Source organism: Alloyangia pacifica (assembly GCF_900116195.1).
GTDB lineage: Bacteria > Pseudomonadota > Alphaproteobacteria > Rhodobacterales > Rhodobacteraceae > Salipiger > Salipiger pacificus.
In genome coordinates this window covers 13,549-28,868 of sequence record NZ_FOZW01000013.1, presented here as the reverse complement: position 1 = coordinate 28,868, position 15,320 = coordinate 13,549, and the positions used below count along the sequence as shown (strand labels likewise).

The following is a 15,320-nucleotide window of genomic DNA, read 5'->3' as shown; positions in this document are numbered from 1 at the left end:
CCGGCCGGTCTTCGGGCCGGCGCCCAAACCAAGGAACACACCGCCATGCAACTCCTCGCGATCTGTGGAAGCCTGAGAACCGGCTCATTCAACCGCGCGATCTGCAACACGCTGCCCGACCTCGCGCCCGACGGCTGCGAGATCGTCCAGGCACCGGATTTCGGCGGTATCCCGATCTACAATGCGGACCACCACGCGACGGAGGGCTTTCCCGAGCAGGTCGAGAAACTTGCGCAGATGATCGCCGTCGCGGACGGCGTGGTGATCGTGAGCCCCGAGTACAATTTCTCGGTGCCTGGTGGCCTCAAGAACACCATCGACTGGATCTCGCGCCTGCCCGACCAGCCGTTCAAGGGCAAGCAGGTGGCGTTGCAGTCGGCCGCGGGGGGGATGCTCGGAGGGGCACGGATGCAGTACCACCTCCGACAGATCATGGTGTTTCTCGAGGCGAAGGTCTTCACCAAGCCCGAGGTCTTTGTCAGCTTTGCCAAGTCCAAGGTCGACGACAGCGGCACACGCATCGCCGACGAGACCACGCGCGAGATGATCCGCGCGCAGCTGGCCGCCTTCACGGCAGAGATCGGAGGTCGCGCATGAGGCCGGAGGTGACAATCCCGCCGACATCCGGACCCCGCGCATGAGTGGCGCGGAACGGGACATCGATGCAGAGCCGGACTTCCGGCGTCCGGCAGCCTCGGGCGATGTGAAGTCGGCGCTGCGTGTGATCCAGCTTCTCAATCTGCTGGGCCAATGGGGCAGCCCCCGCACCCACGTGCAGATCGCCGAAGAGCTGAACATCCCCAAGAGCAGCCTGACGCAGGTGCTCAAGACCCTTTTGCGCCACGACTACCTGGCGTTCGATGCAGAGCGGCGCGGCTACCTTCTCGGGCCCGCAGTCACCGAGCTTGCCGGCCGCTTGCGCAGCAAGCGCGAGCTCGAGGAGGCAGCGGCACCGGTGCTCGAATGGCTGACCCAGCAGACCGGGGAGAGCTCGGCCTTGAACCTGCGAGAGGGCGACGATCACCGGGTCGCCGCCACGGTGATCAGCCCGCACCGGATCGTCGCGCACCTTCGGCTCGGCGACCACGCGCCGCTGCATGCGACGTCCGGTGGGCAGGCGATCCTGGCGCATCTGCCCCCGGCGATGCGGGACGAATACCTGGACCGGGCTCACTACCAGCGCTTCGCCAGGAATTCCCTGATGAACGCCGAGGCCGTCCGCCAGAAGCTCGATGTCATCGCTAGCGTCGGCTACGCGACGGTGGAAGAGGAATTCACCCCCGGCATCGGCGGCATCGCCCGACCGATCCTCTCGGCGCAGGGGCAACCGCTGGCATCGCTCAGCGTCACGGTTCCCGCCGAGCGGATGACCCCGGCGCTGCGCGAGACCGCTCTCGCCGCCATCGACAAGGCGGTGACCTCGCTCAAACACCGGGCCGGGCTGACATGACCGCGCCGCCCATAGACCAATCACCAGAGGAGGCACTGCCATGACCACCGCTTTTCCCGACACATCGCGCCTGCGCGAGGACAAGCTGGCACTCAGGGACCTTGTCGAGAACTGGGTCCTCTGGCGCGACGCCGGCCTCTGGGAGAAGTTCCGCACCGTCTGGCACGACGACGGGCGCATGATGGCGACCTGGACCCAGGGCACAGCAGACGAATTCATCGCGATGAACCGCGCCGGCTGGGACAAGGGCGTGAGCATCCTGCATTTCCTTGGCGGCAGCACTGTCGAGGTCTCCGACGACCGGGCCATCACCCAAACCAAGATGACCATCTCGCAGCGCGCCGAGGTGCATGGCGTCCTTGTGGATGTGGTCTGCACCGGACGTTTCCACGACTTCTGGGAACGCCGCACGGGACGCTGGGGCCTCTGCCTGCGCCAGCCGATCTACGAGAAGGACCGGATGGACACGGTCGATCCCGCGGCGCGGCTCGAGCTCGACCCGGAAGTGCTGGCGCGCTACCCGGCGGGCTATCGCCATCTTGCCTACCTGCAGTCCTCCATCGGCTATCCGGTCAAGACGGACATGCCCGGGCTGATGGGCCGCAGGGTCGACGAGCTCTACGCAACCGGGACTCAATGGCTGGCCGGCGAGCCTATCGCATGGGGAGGCTACCGCTGGGGCGACTGAAGTCCCGGCCTGCTCTCTCCACGCACGTAAGTCGCGGCCCGACGTCCGTCCTGCGGTACGTCCAGCGGCGACACCATGACCTGCCTCCTGAAACGAAAACGGGAGACGCCGCGGCGAGAGCCCGGGGACCGGGCGCCGGGCGCCTGAAACCTGCGCGAGACCGGGCGACCCCGAGAAATAAGGAGAATGGATGAATAGTTATTTTTCAGCAAAAACTTCCAAAAAGCAGCCAACTCAAAGCCGAATAAATTGCAAGGCATCAAAAAATTGAATCAAAGATATTTTGGAAATTCTTCATACCGATACTTGCTAATTGAGTATGGATATATTGGAGATAAAATTACTGACACACACGAAGCGCAGTGATAAATTGAAATCGGGAATCACCCATATATATAATCAAAGGAATTCAGATATGCACGTTCATTCGCGCCAATTTGCGGATCGCGGAGGCAATTCCGCGAATAAAGAATCCACCCAGCACCCCGCCCAGCTCACCACGGCGTATATTGTCGAGGATGCCCCTGTCGCAAATCGCTCCGCGGAGTTCACCGTCGAGGACGCTCCCGTCGCAAACCGATCCGCGGAGTTCACCGTCGAGGACGCCCCCGTCGCAAACCGCTCCGCGGAGTTCACCGTCGAGGACGCCCCCGTCGCAAACCGCTCCGCGGAGTTCACCGTCGAGGACGCCCCCGTCGCAAATCGCTCCGCGGAGTTCACCGTAGACGACCTGCGCAGCGCCGCCTGATCGGATTTCGGCCTTCGACCGGTCGGCGGGACTCTCGGGGTAAACTCCGCAACGCTCTCTGAAAGCACGTACTTGCCCCGGCTTCTTCATAAGGGACCTCGCGACGGACTGGAGATCAAACCCTCGTTGCGCTGAAAAGCTAGCGTGCTCTCCCGACCGCCTTTTGGGGGTCGGGGGATACGGCTGCAGGGAGACTTTCATTGCGCGTGCCAGGGTCCCATGCCCCCTCGGGGCTACGGCGCGAGACCACCCCTTACCAAAATTCCACCGCGCGACGAGCCATCCGCTCAGAACAGCGCCCCAGAACAGGCACGGCCCCCCGCGACGCCCATCATCAGGCGGCTCTCGCTCCGTGGCGCCGTGCATGGTGACCCAATGACACGCTTTCTCAAGCTCCTGAGAGCCGCTCCGGATCCCGCCATCGCCGACAAATCAGCGATGGGCACGATGTTCACCCGCGCCTACCGCTATTGCGAACCGATGCGGCTCGCGAGCGGCACAGGGTGGTACATGTTTTCCCCCATAGATATCGACCTAATTTTCGACGGCGTTTCGATTTCATGGCGCCCTGCAGGCGGCGACAGATTCGAGAAACTCACAAATCTCAAAGACACAAGATTTCGAGATGAATTCGAAATGACGTGCCCGGACTCGCTTCATGGGCTTGCCCCGGTGACAATTGGATCAACGATAGAACCCGGCGTATTTCAACTTTGGAGCGGTTACCTCATGGAAGCGCCTCCGGGATATAGCGCAATCGTGCGAAACCCCCCAAATCTGCCGATCACGGAGAATATGATCGGTTACGAGGGGATAATAAGGGCCGATACCTGGCTCGGCCCACTGCTCACCAATATCCGCATCCTCCGTACTGACACCGTCGTTTCGCTTCGGCGGAACATGCCGGTGTTCTTCGTGCAGCTCATCCGCAGCGAAGACCTGTCCAGAGACATCCACGCCAACATGACGATCGAGACCGGCATCGAGGCGTTCCGCGACCCGGACTGGTCGAAGTTCTCCGAAGTCATGCTGAAGTCGGGCAACGCCCGCGGCGCCTACGCACGCAAGACACGGCGCGCGCAGGCCTCCAGCTGAAAGGCACCCCATGTCGAGATCGTCCTCCGGGCCATTGCCGCCGTTTTCGCCGTCCTTGTCTTCTGCCACGCCCCCGCGCGGGTCGTCCCAGCTCCCGGCATTGCTGGCGAATTTTTCCTACATCCTCGACATCGCGGCCTTTGCGATCATTCTCCCGGGCATCGCCGCATCGCTGAACATCGGTGCCGACCAGGCGCTGCTGCTGTTTGCGGCCTATGGTGCCAGTCTCTCTGCAACGCTCCTGCTCGGCGGCCTTCTGATCGACCGGTCTTCTTTGAAGCTAATATTCCTAGCTGGTCTGAGCATCTACACGGCGGCAGCGGCGCTGATCGCGGTGGCGCCGACATTCGAGTTGGTCCTGCTTTTGCGGGCGGCGCAGGGAGTTGGCGCGGGGATTTTCTCACCCTGCGTGCCGCTGATCATCGCTGCCTGCGCCCGTCACGGCTCCGCGAGAGGCCTTACGATGTGGGGCGTCTGGTCAGGGATTTTCGCGGCGCTCTCGCCGCTCGCCATCGTCCTCGCCACGTCGCACGCCGGAGCGGACTGGCGGCTCGCCTGGTTGGTCGTGCCGACGACCTCGCTGATCGCCATCGCCATCGGCCTGAATCTGCGAGCCGATGCGAAGATCTCCGGATCATCCGGCCCTCCAGCCACCGGCGCGCCCGCCTACTACATGTTCGCCTATGTCTTCCTCTCCTACGGTGTCACCTCCTGGTTCATTTACAACATTCCTCTGCGTGCCGCCGTGCTCTACGGCCTCGACGACATCGGATCCGCGACATTCTCGACTCTTCTGTGGCTCACATTCTCACTGACCTGCCTTGCCATGGCGCGAAGCGTGCACCTGTCCATGCTGCACGGATACCTTCTGTTGAGCGCTGCGCTTCTGGTGGCGGGAACCGCCCTGTTCTTCGTCACGCCCTGGTGCGCCCTCTTCGTCGGCGCCGCCATGGCGCTTGCCAACATGCCCACCACAGAGATCATCCTGGCAAATGCGCGCAGGGGCGCGTTCGGGCTGAGCGCCAGCTTCGACATCGTCTGCGCGAGGCTGGGTGGCGCGTTGCTCGTCGTCCTCGTTCCGGCCGAATTCCCGGGGATGACGATCGCGATGATGGCTATTTCGGCGACCCTTGCGGCACTCGCCCTGATGTCCTGGAAAAGTGGCACCCGCACCGCGCCCGCGACGCTCTCCGGGTGAAATCGCCGAAAGCTGCAACGTGATGGACGAACGACGCGCGATCAGGACGCTGCTGCGGGTATAGATCGGCCCGATCTGAACAATCTCCGAGAGGGAGAGGCCGGTTCGGGTGGTCCGGGCCGACCTTTTCCGTGCGCAATTTCCTGCGCCTCCCGTCCGGCGTCCCCTACTCCTCGACACCGCGCAGCTGGCGTTCGATCATCTCCTGCATCTCGCGCGCCTTGGCCGTGTACTCGGGGTTCTCATGGTTCGGCTCGCCCAGCCGGTGGAGCTGCGCCAGTTCCAGCATCGATTTGCGGTCCAGCGTCTCGAAGGCGCGGGTGCGCCGCTCGGCCATCTCTGGGCTCATCCCCAGCGCTTCAAGCGCCGAGCGCCCCGTGCGCAGCGAGCTGTCGTAGGTCTCGCGGATCACGTCCCGGCAGCCTGCGGCCCAGAGCTCATAGGTGTGGAAGCGATCGAAGGCCCGGGCGATCACATGCACCTCGGGATAGGTGCGGGTGACGTAGCTCACCAGCTCGGTGGTTTGCGCCTTGTCGTCGATGGCGATGACCAGCAGCCGGGCCTTGGCAATCCCCGCCGCGTCCAGCAAATCGGGCCGTGTGGCATCGCCAAAATAGACCCGGATGCCGAAGGCCGAGAGGAACTCGAGCTGCTCGGCACTGTAGTCGATCACGGTGGTCTTGTAGCCGAGCCCGCGCAGCATCCGGTTGACGATGCCGCCGACCCGCCCGTGCCCGGCGATGATGACGTCGGCCTCTGCCTCGATCTCGTCCGCCTCGCGCTTCTGCTGCGCATCGAAGCGCGGCGCGATCCCCCGCTCGTAAAGGATAAAGAGCCCCGGCGTCAGGAGCATCGACAGCGCGACGACCAGCAACAGCCGTGCTTCCAGCGCCTCGGGCAGCACCCCCTGCGCCACGGCGAAGGCCAGCAGCACGAAGCCGAACTCGCCCGCCTGCGCGAGGCCGAGAGCGAACATCCAGCGGTCCCCGCCGCGGATGCCAAAGACCTGCCCCAGCCTCCACAGCACCGCCGCCTTCAGGGCGATCAGCCCCAGCGTTGCGACAAGGATCAGGCCGATTTCATCGAAGAGAAGCGCGAAGTCGATTCCGGCCCCTACGGTCATGAAGAAGACGCCGAGCAGCAGGCCGCGGAACGGGTTGAGGTCCGCTTCCAGCTCGTGCCGGTATTCGCTACCCGAGAGCAGCACGCCGGCCAGGAAGGTGCCAAGCGCCGGCGAGAGGCCGACCATGGACATCAAGAGCGCCACTCCAAGCACGATCATCAGCGCCGCGGCGGTGAAGAGCTCGCGCATCCTCGTCTGCGCGATGTAGCGCAGCACCGCGGTGACCACCCAGCGTCCGAAGAGGATCAGCACGGCGACCGCCGCCAGTGTGACCAGCGCCGCCTGCCAGCCGGCAAGCCCGGCAACGAGACTGAAGCCAGCGTCATGATCCTCGCCGCCATGCACGCCTCGCAAGAGCTCGGGGCTGGACAGAAAGGGCATCAGCGCCAGCGTCGGGATGACCGCGATGTCCTGGAATAGCAGCACCGAGAAGCTGGCCTGCCCGCCGTCGCTTTGCATAAGCCCCTTCTCGTTGAGCGTCTGCAGCACGATGGCGGTGGAGGAGAGCGCCAGCACCAGTCCGACGGCAAGCCCGACCTGCCACGTCTGTCCGAACGCCCAGAGGATCGCCCCGACGACCAGCGCCGTCAGCGCGAACTGCGAGCCGCCCAGCCCCAGCAACCGCCCCCTCATGCGCCAGAGCAGCACCGGGCGCAGCTCAAGCCCGATCAGGAACAGCATCATCACCACGCCGAACTCGGCAAGGTGCTGCACCGACTCCACGTCCACCCCGAGCGTCTCGAGCAGCGGGCTCAGCGCGACACCCGCCAGCAGGTAGCCCAGCACAGAGCCGAGCCCGAACCGGGTCGCGATGGGGACCACGACGACCCCTGCGAAAAGCAGAATGAAGACGAGCATCAGGTAGTCGGTCATGATCGCGCCCTCTGGTGCCGCCGAAAAAGGGGGCGCGAGACAGCCGCCCGACCCAGCGTCACCCGGGGCCCTCAAATTGGCAAGGGTGGCGGGCCACCCCGGGCGTGTGCCCTGTAAGACCGGGCAGGAAGTGAAGCGCCCTAGTCCATGCCTCCGAACCGAGCCGCCTATTGAGCCCAGCTCTGCGGATATGAAAAGGCCGGGCGCGTTCCTCTGCGCCCGGCCCGGCCCTCACACCGCCGGAAGCTGGTCGAGGTACTTGTCCAACGTCATCGGGTAGCTGCGCACCCGGACGCCGGTAGCATTGTAGACCGCGTTGGCAACAGCCGCGGCGACGCCGCAGAGGCCCAACTCGCCCACGCCCTTGGCCTTGAGCGGCGAGGAGGCCGGATCCACCGTATCGAGGAAGATCACCTCCTGTGAGGGGATGTCCATGTGCACGGGCACCTCGTAGCCGGCGAGGTCATGCGCCGGGAAGTAGCCGCGCCCCGTGTCGATCGCCATTTCCTCCATCATCGCCGCACCGACGCCCATCACCATGCCACCGATCACCTGGCTGCGCGCGGTGACCGGGTTGAGGATGCGCCCGGCGTCACAAGCCGCCAGCATGCGCCGCAGCCGGATTTCCCCGGTACCCACATGCACGCCCAACTCGACGAAATGCGCGGCGAAGGTCGAGACCACCTGCTCGTCCCGGAAGTCGCCGAAGCTGATGCTGTCCTCGGCCACCAGCTCTCCATCCGCCGCCAGCGAAGCGAGCGTCACCTGCTTCTCTCCGGCGTTCACCGCGCCGTTGGCGAAGCTCAGCGTTTCGGGGTCATTGACCCTTAGCCGCTCGGCAATCTGTTCACGCAGCGCGATGCAGGCGGCATAGGCGCCGGCGGTGGAGCTTGCCGCCCCCCACTGGCCGCCTGAGCCCGCGGAGACCGGGAAGTCGCTGTCGCCAAGGCGCACCTCGACCGCGTCTAGGTCCACGCCCATGGTCTCGGCCACGGTCTGCGCGAGGATGGTGTAAGAGCCCGTGCCGATGTCGGTCATGTCGGTCTCGACGATGATCCGCCCGGTATCCTGCAGCCGGACGCGCGCGCCGGAGGTGGTCGCCGGGCCGCCGCGATAGGCCCCTGCAACGCCATGGCCGATAAGCCATTGCCCGTCGCGCATGCCCCCCGGCGTGGTGTTGCGAGACACCCAGCCGAAGGCTTCGGCCCCCTGACGCAGGCATTCGACGAAGTGCCGGTCCGAGAACGTCCGGTCCGGGTTCTCGGGATCGACCTGCGTGTCGTTCACCGTGCGGAACTCGACGGGATCCATGCCGAGCTTCTCGGCCATCTCATCCATCGCGATCTCGAGCGCCATGAGTCCCGAGGCCTCTCCCGGGGCGCGCATGGCGTTGGCCTCGGGCAGATGCATCTCGGCCAGATGTTTCACGATCAGCCGATTGTCCCCGGCGTAGAACTTGCGCGTCTGGTCCACCGCATCTTCGCCAGAGCCGCCGGGCAGCGTGTGCGAGATCGCCTCATGGGCGATGGCAGTGATCTTGCCGTCCGCCTGCGCGCCGATGCGGATGCGCTGGATGGTCGAGGCGCGGTGCGTGGTGTTGTTCATCACCATGGGCCGCGGCAGCATCACCTTCACCGCGCGCTGCAGCTTGCGCGCCGCCAGCGCCGCCATCACTGCGTCGGCGCGCAGGAACAGCTTGGCACCGAAGCCGCCGCCGATATAGGGGCTGTCGACACGGATGTCGTCCGCATCCATCTCCAGCGTGGTCGCAAGCGACTGCCGGCCCCATTCGATCATCTGGTTCGAGGTCCAGACCGTCAGCTTGCCGTCCTGCCATTCGGCGATGGAGGCATGCGGCTCCATCATCGCGTGGCTGTGGCTCGGCGTGCGGTATTCCTGATCGAGCGTCACCTCGGCCGCCTGATAGGCGGTTTCGAAATCACCGACGCGGGCCACCGGCTCCGAGTTGTCGTCCTTCTTCTGCTGCCAGACCGCTTCGAGATCGAAGCTGCCCTTGGTGACGTCATAGTCGACCTTTACCAATGCGGCGGCGGCACGCGCCTGCTCGAAGCTCTCGGCGACGACAACGGCGATGGCCTGGTGATAGTGCCAGACCTCGGCACCCCCGAAGAGCGGCGCCGTGTGCATTCCCGAAGGTGTCGGCATCTCGCCCACCTCCAGCGTGGTGACGACGCCGATGACGCCCGGTGCAGCCTCGGCAGCAGAGGTATCCATGCCGGTGATGCGGCCTTGCGCGATGGTCGAGACCACCGGGTAGCCGACAAGCTGGCCCTCGGCCGCGTCGTGGCGTTCGTAGGCATAGGGCGCCTGCCCCGAGACCTTGAGCGGGCCATCGATGCGCGGCGTCGGGCGTCCGATCAGCCGGGCGTTGTCGAAGAGGTTGTCTCCGGCGGGTTGATTGAACTGCATGGTCTCACTCCTCTGCCAGCATGGCCGCGAGCGTGCGCGTCGCCAGGGTGATCTTGAAGGCGTTCTCCTCGGTCGGGCGGGCCCCGTTCAGGAGGCGGGCCATGACGGCCTCGGCTCCGTTCGGCAGCTCCGCATCCGCCTCGACCGATCGCCAGGGCTTCGGCGCGACGCCGCCAAGCGCCACGCTGCCGGTGCCATCCGGCTGGCGGATCAGCGCCACCGAGACCAGCGCGAAGGCATAGGACGCCCGATCGCGCACCTTGTGGTACTTGTGAACCCCGCCCACCGGCGCGGGCAGCGCCACGGCTGTGATCATCTCGCCCGGCATGAGCACGTTTTCCCGCTCCGGCGTATCGCCGGGCAGCAGGTGGAATTCCTCGAGCGGGACGCTCCGGGTGAGGCCGGTCGGGGTGATGGTCTCGACGACCGCATCAAGCGCGCGCATCCCTACCGCCATGTCCGACGGATGCGTCGCGATGCAGGCCTCCGAAGTGCCGATGATGCCGAGCTGGCGCGAGAACGCCCCCTTGCTCAGCGCCGCGCAGCCGGATCCGGGCGCGCGTTTGTTGCAGGGCTGGGCGGTGTCGTAGAAATACGGGCAGCGGGTGCGCTGCAACAGGTTCCCAGCCGTGGTCGCCTTGTTGCGCAACTGGCCCGAGGCACCGGCCACCAACGCGCGCGTCAGCACAGGGTAGTCCCGGCGGATGCGCTCATCTGCGGCCAAAGCGGTGTTGCGCACCAGCGCGCCGATGCGCAGCCCGCCCTCGTCGGTTTCGGTGATCTCGTCGAGGCCAAGCCCGTTCACGTCGATGAGGTGCACCGGCGTTTCAATCTCGAGCTTCATGAGGTCGAGAAGGTTGGTGCCACCTGCGATGAACTTGGCACCCTCGACCTCGGCGGCCCGTGCCGCGGCCTGCGCCGGATCGATGGCGCGCTCATAGGAAAACTGTCTCATGCCCGATCTCCTTGAGCCTGCTGCTCCGCGACCTCGGTGATGGCGGCGAGGATGTTGGAATAGGCCCCGCAGCGGCAGATATTGCCGGACATGCGTTCGCGGATCTCGGCCTCGGTGGCCTCGATGCGGGTGGTCAGATCGCCGGTCACATGACTGGGGACGCCCGCCGCGATCTCCTCGAGCACCGCCTTGGCCGAGCAGATTTGCCCCGGCGTGCAATAGCCGCATTGGAAGCCGTCATGCTCGACGAAAGCGGCCTGCATCGGATCGAGCGCCTCCGGCATGCCGATGCCCTCGATGGTCTGCACCGCGTCGCCATCATGCATCACCGCAAGCGACAGGCACGAATTGATGCGCGCGCCGTTCACCGTGCAGGTGCAGGCGCCGCACTGGCCGTGGTCGCAGCCCTTCTTCGTCCCGGTGAGCTGCAGATGCTCACGCAGCGCGTCGAGCAGCGTGGTCCGGTTGTCGACGGTCAGCTCCTGCTCGGTGCCGTTCACGGTGACAGTGATGGTCGTGGTCTCGGGGCCGACCGGGGCTGCGGTGCGCTGCGCGGCGCCCGGTTCGAGGTCCGTATTGCCGGCGAGCAAGGTGCGGCGGCGCGGTTCGAACGCTTTGGAGGGTGAAGACATGATCAATTCCTGTTGGTCTGGCCTGCCCGGTGCCGGGCGGCTGGTTCGGTCCTGACGATGCGTTAAGACGTATGTGGAGAGGAGACCGGGACCATGCCGCGAGAGCGCACGCAGTTATCGGTCCTCCTCGTGAATGTGCTCAGCGGGTTTGCACGGCGAAGCGCGGTGTCGCGCCCGTCTCCGGAGCCGCGTGAGTCCCCAACGCCACATCCCGCGCGCTTGTTCCTCGGTTGCGCGCCGACACCACGGGGATGCGCGATGACGCGCACAGGGCACCTGCGGACACGACCCAATGGCCCGCCCTCCCTGCGGACCGGCGCCGCGCTTGCGCCTCACCCGCACACGCCCTGTCGGAGCTTGCAGCCGTCAGCGGGACAAAAGCCTGATGGCCCGTGTTGCTCATACCGGTGGTGGAGCGATCCGTAGCCCCTCGGGCGCCGTCACGCACGGTCTTGCCCCGAAAGGGTCAGTCGAAACCCGGCGCTGCCGACACGACAAGTTGGCATGATCGCCTCCCGAGGACGCACGCCGGATTCCATCCGTGCTGCGGCGCGCCCTTCATGCGCCGGGCCAGCCGGTATGCGGGGTCAGCTTCCCAAGGGACCGTCTGCGCCCGTCCCCTGCCCTGCACCGGACCCGCGCGGACGCAGGGTGATGCGGGTCAGCTCTGACGGTACGCCGAGGCGCAGCGCGAAGCCGGGCCAGAGCGCGGTGCCATTGCTGACGTAGAGATGCATGCCCGCGACCGCGTAATAGCCCGAGATGAACCCCTCGTTGTAGCGGGCAACCAGCGAGGCCAGCCCAACGACCATGCCGCCATGCGTGTGGCCCGACAGGTGCACGTCGACGCCGCGCGCGGCCATGATCCGTGCCTGCTGCGGCTGGTGGTTGAGCAGCAGGATCGGCGCATCCTCCGGAGCCCCCGCCAGCGCCCGATCGATGTCCGGCACCGGCAGTCCGAAGCGTCCGGCCGCGAGATCGGTCAGCCCCGCCACCACCAGCGCATCCTCCCCGCGCTTGATCCGGGCATGGGCATTGGCGAGGGGACGCATGCCCAGCTCCTGGTAGGTCGCCCACCAGCTCTCGTAGCCGAAGTAATACTCATGGTTGCCCGGGCTGACATAGACACCATCCCGCGCCGAAAGACCGGCCAGCGGCGCCACGTCCTCGCGCCGGGCGTCGAGATAGCCGTCGATCAGATCGCCGCTGATCAGGATGAGATCGGGCTCGAGCGCGTTGACCCGTGCCACCAGCGCCTCGGCGAAGGGCCGATGAAACAGGCGGCTGAGGTGTATGTCTGTCAGGTGGATCACCGAGTAGCCATCGAATCCGGCGGGCAGGTTCTCGATCTCGAAGGCGAGGTCCTTCTGCGCCGGCTGGCGCACCGCGTTGGCCACGCCGAGCCCCGCAAGCGCCACTCCCAGCGCCACCGCGCCCATGCTCCAGCCCGGACCAAGCGGGCGCCATTGCCAGAGCACGAGCGAGCGCAGCAGCATGAACACGTCGAGCAGAACGTGCAGCGCCGCGGTGATCAGGATCGCGCCGAAACCGAGGTTCACCGCGATGACGATGCCACGCGGCAGTTCCAGCGAGAACATGTTGCCATAGGCCCATTTGGTCAGCAGGTGGTTCTCGGCCAGCAGCAGGATCGCGAGCCCGAGCAGCAGTTTGCTCCAGAGCGGGATACCCAGCGGTCCGACGACGCGTAGCGCGACGTATGCGCCGATGATCCCCATGACGGTGGCAAACATGTTCTGGCTCTCCTGCTCTTTGATCCTGACCGGGCGAGCGCCGAACGCTAAGCCACCACAGCCGGGCTGTCCCGTGGGAATTCACGATTAACGTCATGAACGAGAACCATAAATAAGAGCGCAGCACGCGAATGCCATGCCTACCGATTGGTGAACCTCATGTATCGCGCGCCTCGGTCTCCGCCTGCCGGGTTTCTCGGCAGGCCAGGACTCTGACGCGCCCCTTTGAGCGGACAACAAGGCGGCCAGGCCCGTCGGATAAACGCGGAGGACGGCGGTGCGCGCCGGGTTCGGCACCGCCGCAGGCCTCCTCGGCGCGCAGGGTCGCGCGCCGACGGCGCTGCGGGCGCTTAACGCCCCTGTAGCAAGGGGCGGCCCCCGGCGGGACAGATGACCCGCTCCTGCTCTACCGGGCGACCCCGGACGGAACTCCCGATGCCGAGGGCTGGAAGGTGACGCTCACCCCTGAACGCGGCAAGGGCAACACTTCGCAGGCATCTCCCTCCGAGAAACGCCGATGCCCCGCTGTCCTTGGCCCCCTGTCCTTGGCCCCTGCCCCAAGCTCCCGCGCGGACGCCGCTGCGCAGCCCTTGGACGCTCGCCGACGAAGACAAGGCGCAGAAGCTGGAGGGCGCACCCACCACGCTCGAGGGCCGACGCCCCCTCGCCCACAGCGAGGCCCGGCATATCCATCCGCAGCCGCCTGACCGCCACGCGCGAGTTCGTTCCTGCGGCAAGTCATCGCCATCTCAACCTCCGCAGGACCGCAATTGCCGGTCGGCGCAACTGGGCGGCGGAGCGGATGAACCTTTTCGGTCAACGACATCGGCGGCCGGCAAGCCCGGTCCACCGATGCGGGAAGGCCCTCCGCGCTCACCAGGCGCAGCACCGCACGCTCAGCGGCTCGCAAGACCTTGGTCAGGGCTGCGCGCTGCTCTCGCGTTCCGCCTCCGCATGCTCCGCGGCCCAGGTCCCCGCCGCCTCAACGGCAACCGGGGAGCTCGTCGGCAGCACGTTGAGATAGCTTTCCGTCTCTTCCGGCGGCAAGGCCTCGCGCTGGGTCATGCGATAGAGCGCGTAGAGCGCGATGACCCCGAAAGTCGCGGCGAGCACGAGCCAGAAGCCGTGCGGTCCGATGCGCTGCATCGCCCAGCCGGTGACCAGCGGACCGGCGATGGCGCCGAGACCGAAGGTGAAGACGAGGCCACCCGAGGCGGCGGGCATGTCCTCGGCGGAAAGCGAGTCATTGGTGAAGGCAAGAAACAGCGCATAGAGCGGCGTGGTCACCCCGCCCGCAACAAAGGCCGCCCCCAGCAATGCGCCGACGCCCCCGCCCATCAACCATCCCATCGCGCAGGCCGCTGCGCCAATCACCGCCGCCCCGAAAATCAGCCTGCGCCGGTCCATCTGGTCCGACAGCCAACCAATCGGGTATTGCAGCACCAGCGCCCCGGCAAAAAGCATGGCGATGAACAGCGAGATCTGCGGCGCCGTCAGACCAATCTGCGAGCCGAACACCGGCCCCATGCCCGACTGCGTCGCATAGACGCTGCCCAACAGGAAGATCCCGACCGTCGACAGCGGCGCGTTGCCGAACAGGGTGCGCAGCGACATCGGTCGCGCAACCTCGACCGCGGGTACCGGTGTCGCCGACAGCAGGATCGGAGCAAAGGAGATCGACACGAGGATCGAGGCGCCGATGAACAGCGTCGAGGTCCCGGCATCGCCCAGCGTCAGCAGGCCCTGCGCACCGATGATCCCCAGGGTCTGCGCGATCATGTAGGCAGAGAGCACCTTGCCCCGCGTCTCGTTGCTCGCCGCGTGGTTCAGCCAGCTTTCGGCGGTAACGTAGACCCCCGACATGCAAAAGCCGACGATCAGCCGCAGCAGCGTCCATGCCCAGGGCTCGGTGACCAGCGGAAAGGCGATAAGCCCTGCGGACATGAAGCTGCCCAAGGCGGCAAAGACGCGCACGTGGCCAACCTTGCGGATCAGCTGCGGCGTGACCCGTGCACCGGACAGGAAGCCGATGAAGTAGCCCGAGGTGATCACCGCCAGTGCGGTCGAGGAGAATCCTTCGATCCCGCCCCGCAGGCCGATCAGGGTGAAATGCATGCCGTTGCCGAGCATGATGAGCACGATGCCCAGAAGGAGCACCCAGACCCCCGACAAAACCTTGATCATGACGACGTCTCTCGTAGCTCGGGCAGAATCCCCCTAGCCACTCCTGACCTGTACCGCGCCGTGCCGCTGCCGCACGCGCGGCATCTGTTCGGCGCTTTACGACATGGCCCGATGCGGTGCCTCTTTGTAGCGCGGGCGAGCATCCCCCAAAGCCGAGAACGCCAAGGACCCGGCTCCGTCTCGGCCCGGAAAC

Annotated in this window: 12 protein-coding genes; 6 read left to right on the top strand and 6 right to left on the bottom strand. The window is 66.0% G+C overall.

Going from position 1 to position 15,320, the window contains the following annotated elements:
- The first annotated feature begins 45 nt into the window (after window positions 1-45).
- The 6 genes from BM397_RS22770 (at window position 46) to BM397_RS22745 (ending at window position 5,179) form a co-directional block, all read left to right on the top strand.
- Complete coding sequence (locus BM397_RS22770; RefSeq protein ID WP_092429175.1) at window positions 46-597, top strand: NADPH-dependent FMN reductase; 552 nt, start codon at window positions 46-48, stop codon at window positions 595-597.
- A gap of 40 nt (window positions 598-637) precedes the next feature.
- Window positions 638-1,450 (top strand): IclR family transcriptional regulator, encoded by an 813-nt coding sequence (locus BM397_RS22765; RefSeq protein ID WP_092429177.1) that lies wholly within the window; start codon window positions 638-640, stop codon window positions 1,448-1,450.
- A 40-nt stretch (window positions 1,451-1,490) separates the two neighbouring features.
- Window positions 1,491-2,138: a nuclear transport factor 2 family protein gene (locus BM397_RS22760; protein ID WP_092429179.1), complete on the top strand. Its 648-nt coding sequence runs from the start codon at window positions 1,491-1,493 to the stop codon at window positions 2,136-2,138.
- Between the two features lie 415 nt (window positions 2,139-2,553).
- Complete coding sequence (locus BM397_RS22755; RefSeq protein ID WP_092429181.1) at window positions 2,554-2,886, top strand: hypothetical protein; 333 nt, start codon at window positions 2,554-2,556, stop codon at window positions 2,884-2,886.
- 375 nt (window positions 2,887-3,261) lie between these two features.
- Complete coding sequence (locus BM397_RS29105; protein ID WP_143015413.1) at window positions 3,262-3,981, top strand: hypothetical protein; 720 nt, start codon at window positions 3,262-3,264, stop codon at window positions 3,979-3,981.
- Between the two features lie 10 nt (window positions 3,982-3,991).
- Window positions 3,992-5,179 carry an MFS transporter gene (locus BM397_RS22745; protein ID WP_092429185.1) on the top strand — a complete coding sequence of 396 codons (1,188 nt, stop codon included), beginning with the start codon at window positions 3,992-3,994 and terminating at the stop codon, window positions 5,177-5,179.
- A 166-nt stretch (window positions 5,180-5,345) separates the two neighbouring features.
- On the opposite strand, the gene BM397_RS22740 is transcribed toward BM397_RS22745, so the two are convergent.
- The 6 genes from BM397_RS22740 to BM397_RS22715 all read right to left on the bottom strand — a co-directional run bounded on the left by BM397_RS22740 (window position 5,346) and on the right by BM397_RS22715 (window position 15,127).
- Window positions 5,346-7,175 carry a cation:proton antiporter domain-containing protein gene (locus BM397_RS22740; protein WP_092429187.1) on the bottom strand — a complete coding sequence of 610 codons (1,830 nt, stop codon included), beginning with the start codon at window positions 7,173-7,175 and terminating at the stop codon, window positions 5,346-5,348.
- Between the two features lie 231 nt (window positions 7,176-7,406).
- Window positions 7,407-9,605, bottom strand: a complete 2,199-nt coding sequence (gene paoC / locus BM397_RS22735; protein ID WP_092429189.1) for an aldehyde oxidoreductase molybdenum-binding subunit PaoC — start codon at window positions 9,603-9,605, stop codon at window positions 7,407-7,409.
- A 4-nt stretch (window positions 9,606-9,609) separates the two neighbouring features.
- Entirely contained in the window at window positions 9,610-10,560 is a 951-nt protein-coding gene (locus BM397_RS22730; RefSeq protein ID WP_092429191.1) for an FAD binding domain-containing protein, read from the bottom strand.
- Window positions 10,557-11,192, bottom strand: coding sequence for an aldehyde dehydrogenase iron-sulfur subunit PaoA (paoA, locus tag BM397_RS22725; protein ID WP_092429193.1), 636 nt, complete (start codon window positions 11,190-11,192; stop codon window positions 10,557-10,559). The genes BM397_RS22730 and paoA overlap by 4 nt, the downstream gene beginning before the upstream one ends.
- Before the next feature lie 587 nt (window positions 11,193-11,779).
- Entirely contained in the window at window positions 11,780-12,943 is a 1,164-nt protein-coding gene (locus BM397_RS22720) for a metallophosphoesterase (RefSeq protein ID WP_092429195.1), read from the bottom strand.
- Window positions 12,944-13,861: 918 nt separating this feature from the next.
- Window positions 13,862-15,127, bottom strand: coding sequence for an MFS transporter (locus tag BM397_RS22715; protein WP_092429197.1), 1,266 nt, complete (start codon window positions 15,125-15,127; stop codon window positions 13,862-13,864).
- Between the last annotated feature and the right edge of the window lie 193 nt (window positions 15,128-15,320).

Bases quoted from the DNA above. Each gene is read 5' to 3' on its own strand.
- BM397_RS22760 (WP_092429179.1), top strand. From the start codon at position 1,491: ATGACCACCGCTTTTCCCGACACATCGCGCCTGCGCGAGGACAAGCTG.
- BM397_RS22755 (WP_092429181.1), top strand. From the start codon at position 2,554: ATGCACGTTCATTCGCGCCAATTTGCGGATCGCGGAGGCAATTCCGCG.
- BM397_RS22720 (WP_092429195.1), bottom strand. From the start codon at position 12,943: ATGTTTGCCACCGTCATGGGGATCATCGGCGCATACGTCGCGCTACGC.
- BM397_RS22765 (WP_092429177.1), top strand. From the start codon at position 638: ATGAGTGGCGCGGAACGGGACATCGATGCAGAGCCGGACTTCCGGCGT.
- paoA (WP_092429193.1), bottom strand. From the start codon at position 11,192: ATGTCTTCACCCTCCAAAGCGTTCGAACCGCGCCGCCGCACCTTGCTC.
- BM397_RS22745 (WP_092429185.1), top strand. From the start codon at position 3,992: ATGTCGAGATCGTCCTCCGGGCCATTGCCGCCGTTTTCGCCGTCCTTG.
- BM397_RS22740 (WP_092429187.1), bottom strand. From the start codon at position 7,175: ATGACCGACTACCTGATGCTCGTCTTCATTCTGCTTTTCGCAGGGGTC.
- BM397_RS22730 (WP_092429191.1), bottom strand. From the start codon at position 10,560: ATGAGACAGTTTTCCTATGAGCGCGCCATCGATCCGGCGCAGGCCGCG.
- BM397_RS22770 (WP_092429175.1), top strand. From the start codon at position 46: ATGCAACTCCTCGCGATCTGTGGAAGCCTGAGAACCGGCTCATTCAAC.
- BM397_RS29105 (WP_143015413.1), top strand. From the start codon at position 3,262: ATGACACGCTTTCTCAAGCTCCTGAGAGCCGCTCCGGATCCCGCCATC.
- paoC (WP_092429189.1), bottom strand. From the start codon at position 9,605: ATGCAGTTCAATCAACCCGCCGGAGACAACCTCTTCGACAACGCCCGG.
- BM397_RS22715 (WP_092429197.1), bottom strand. From the start codon at position 15,127: ATGATCAAGGTTTTGTCGGGGGTCTGGGTGCTCCTTCTGGGCATCGTG.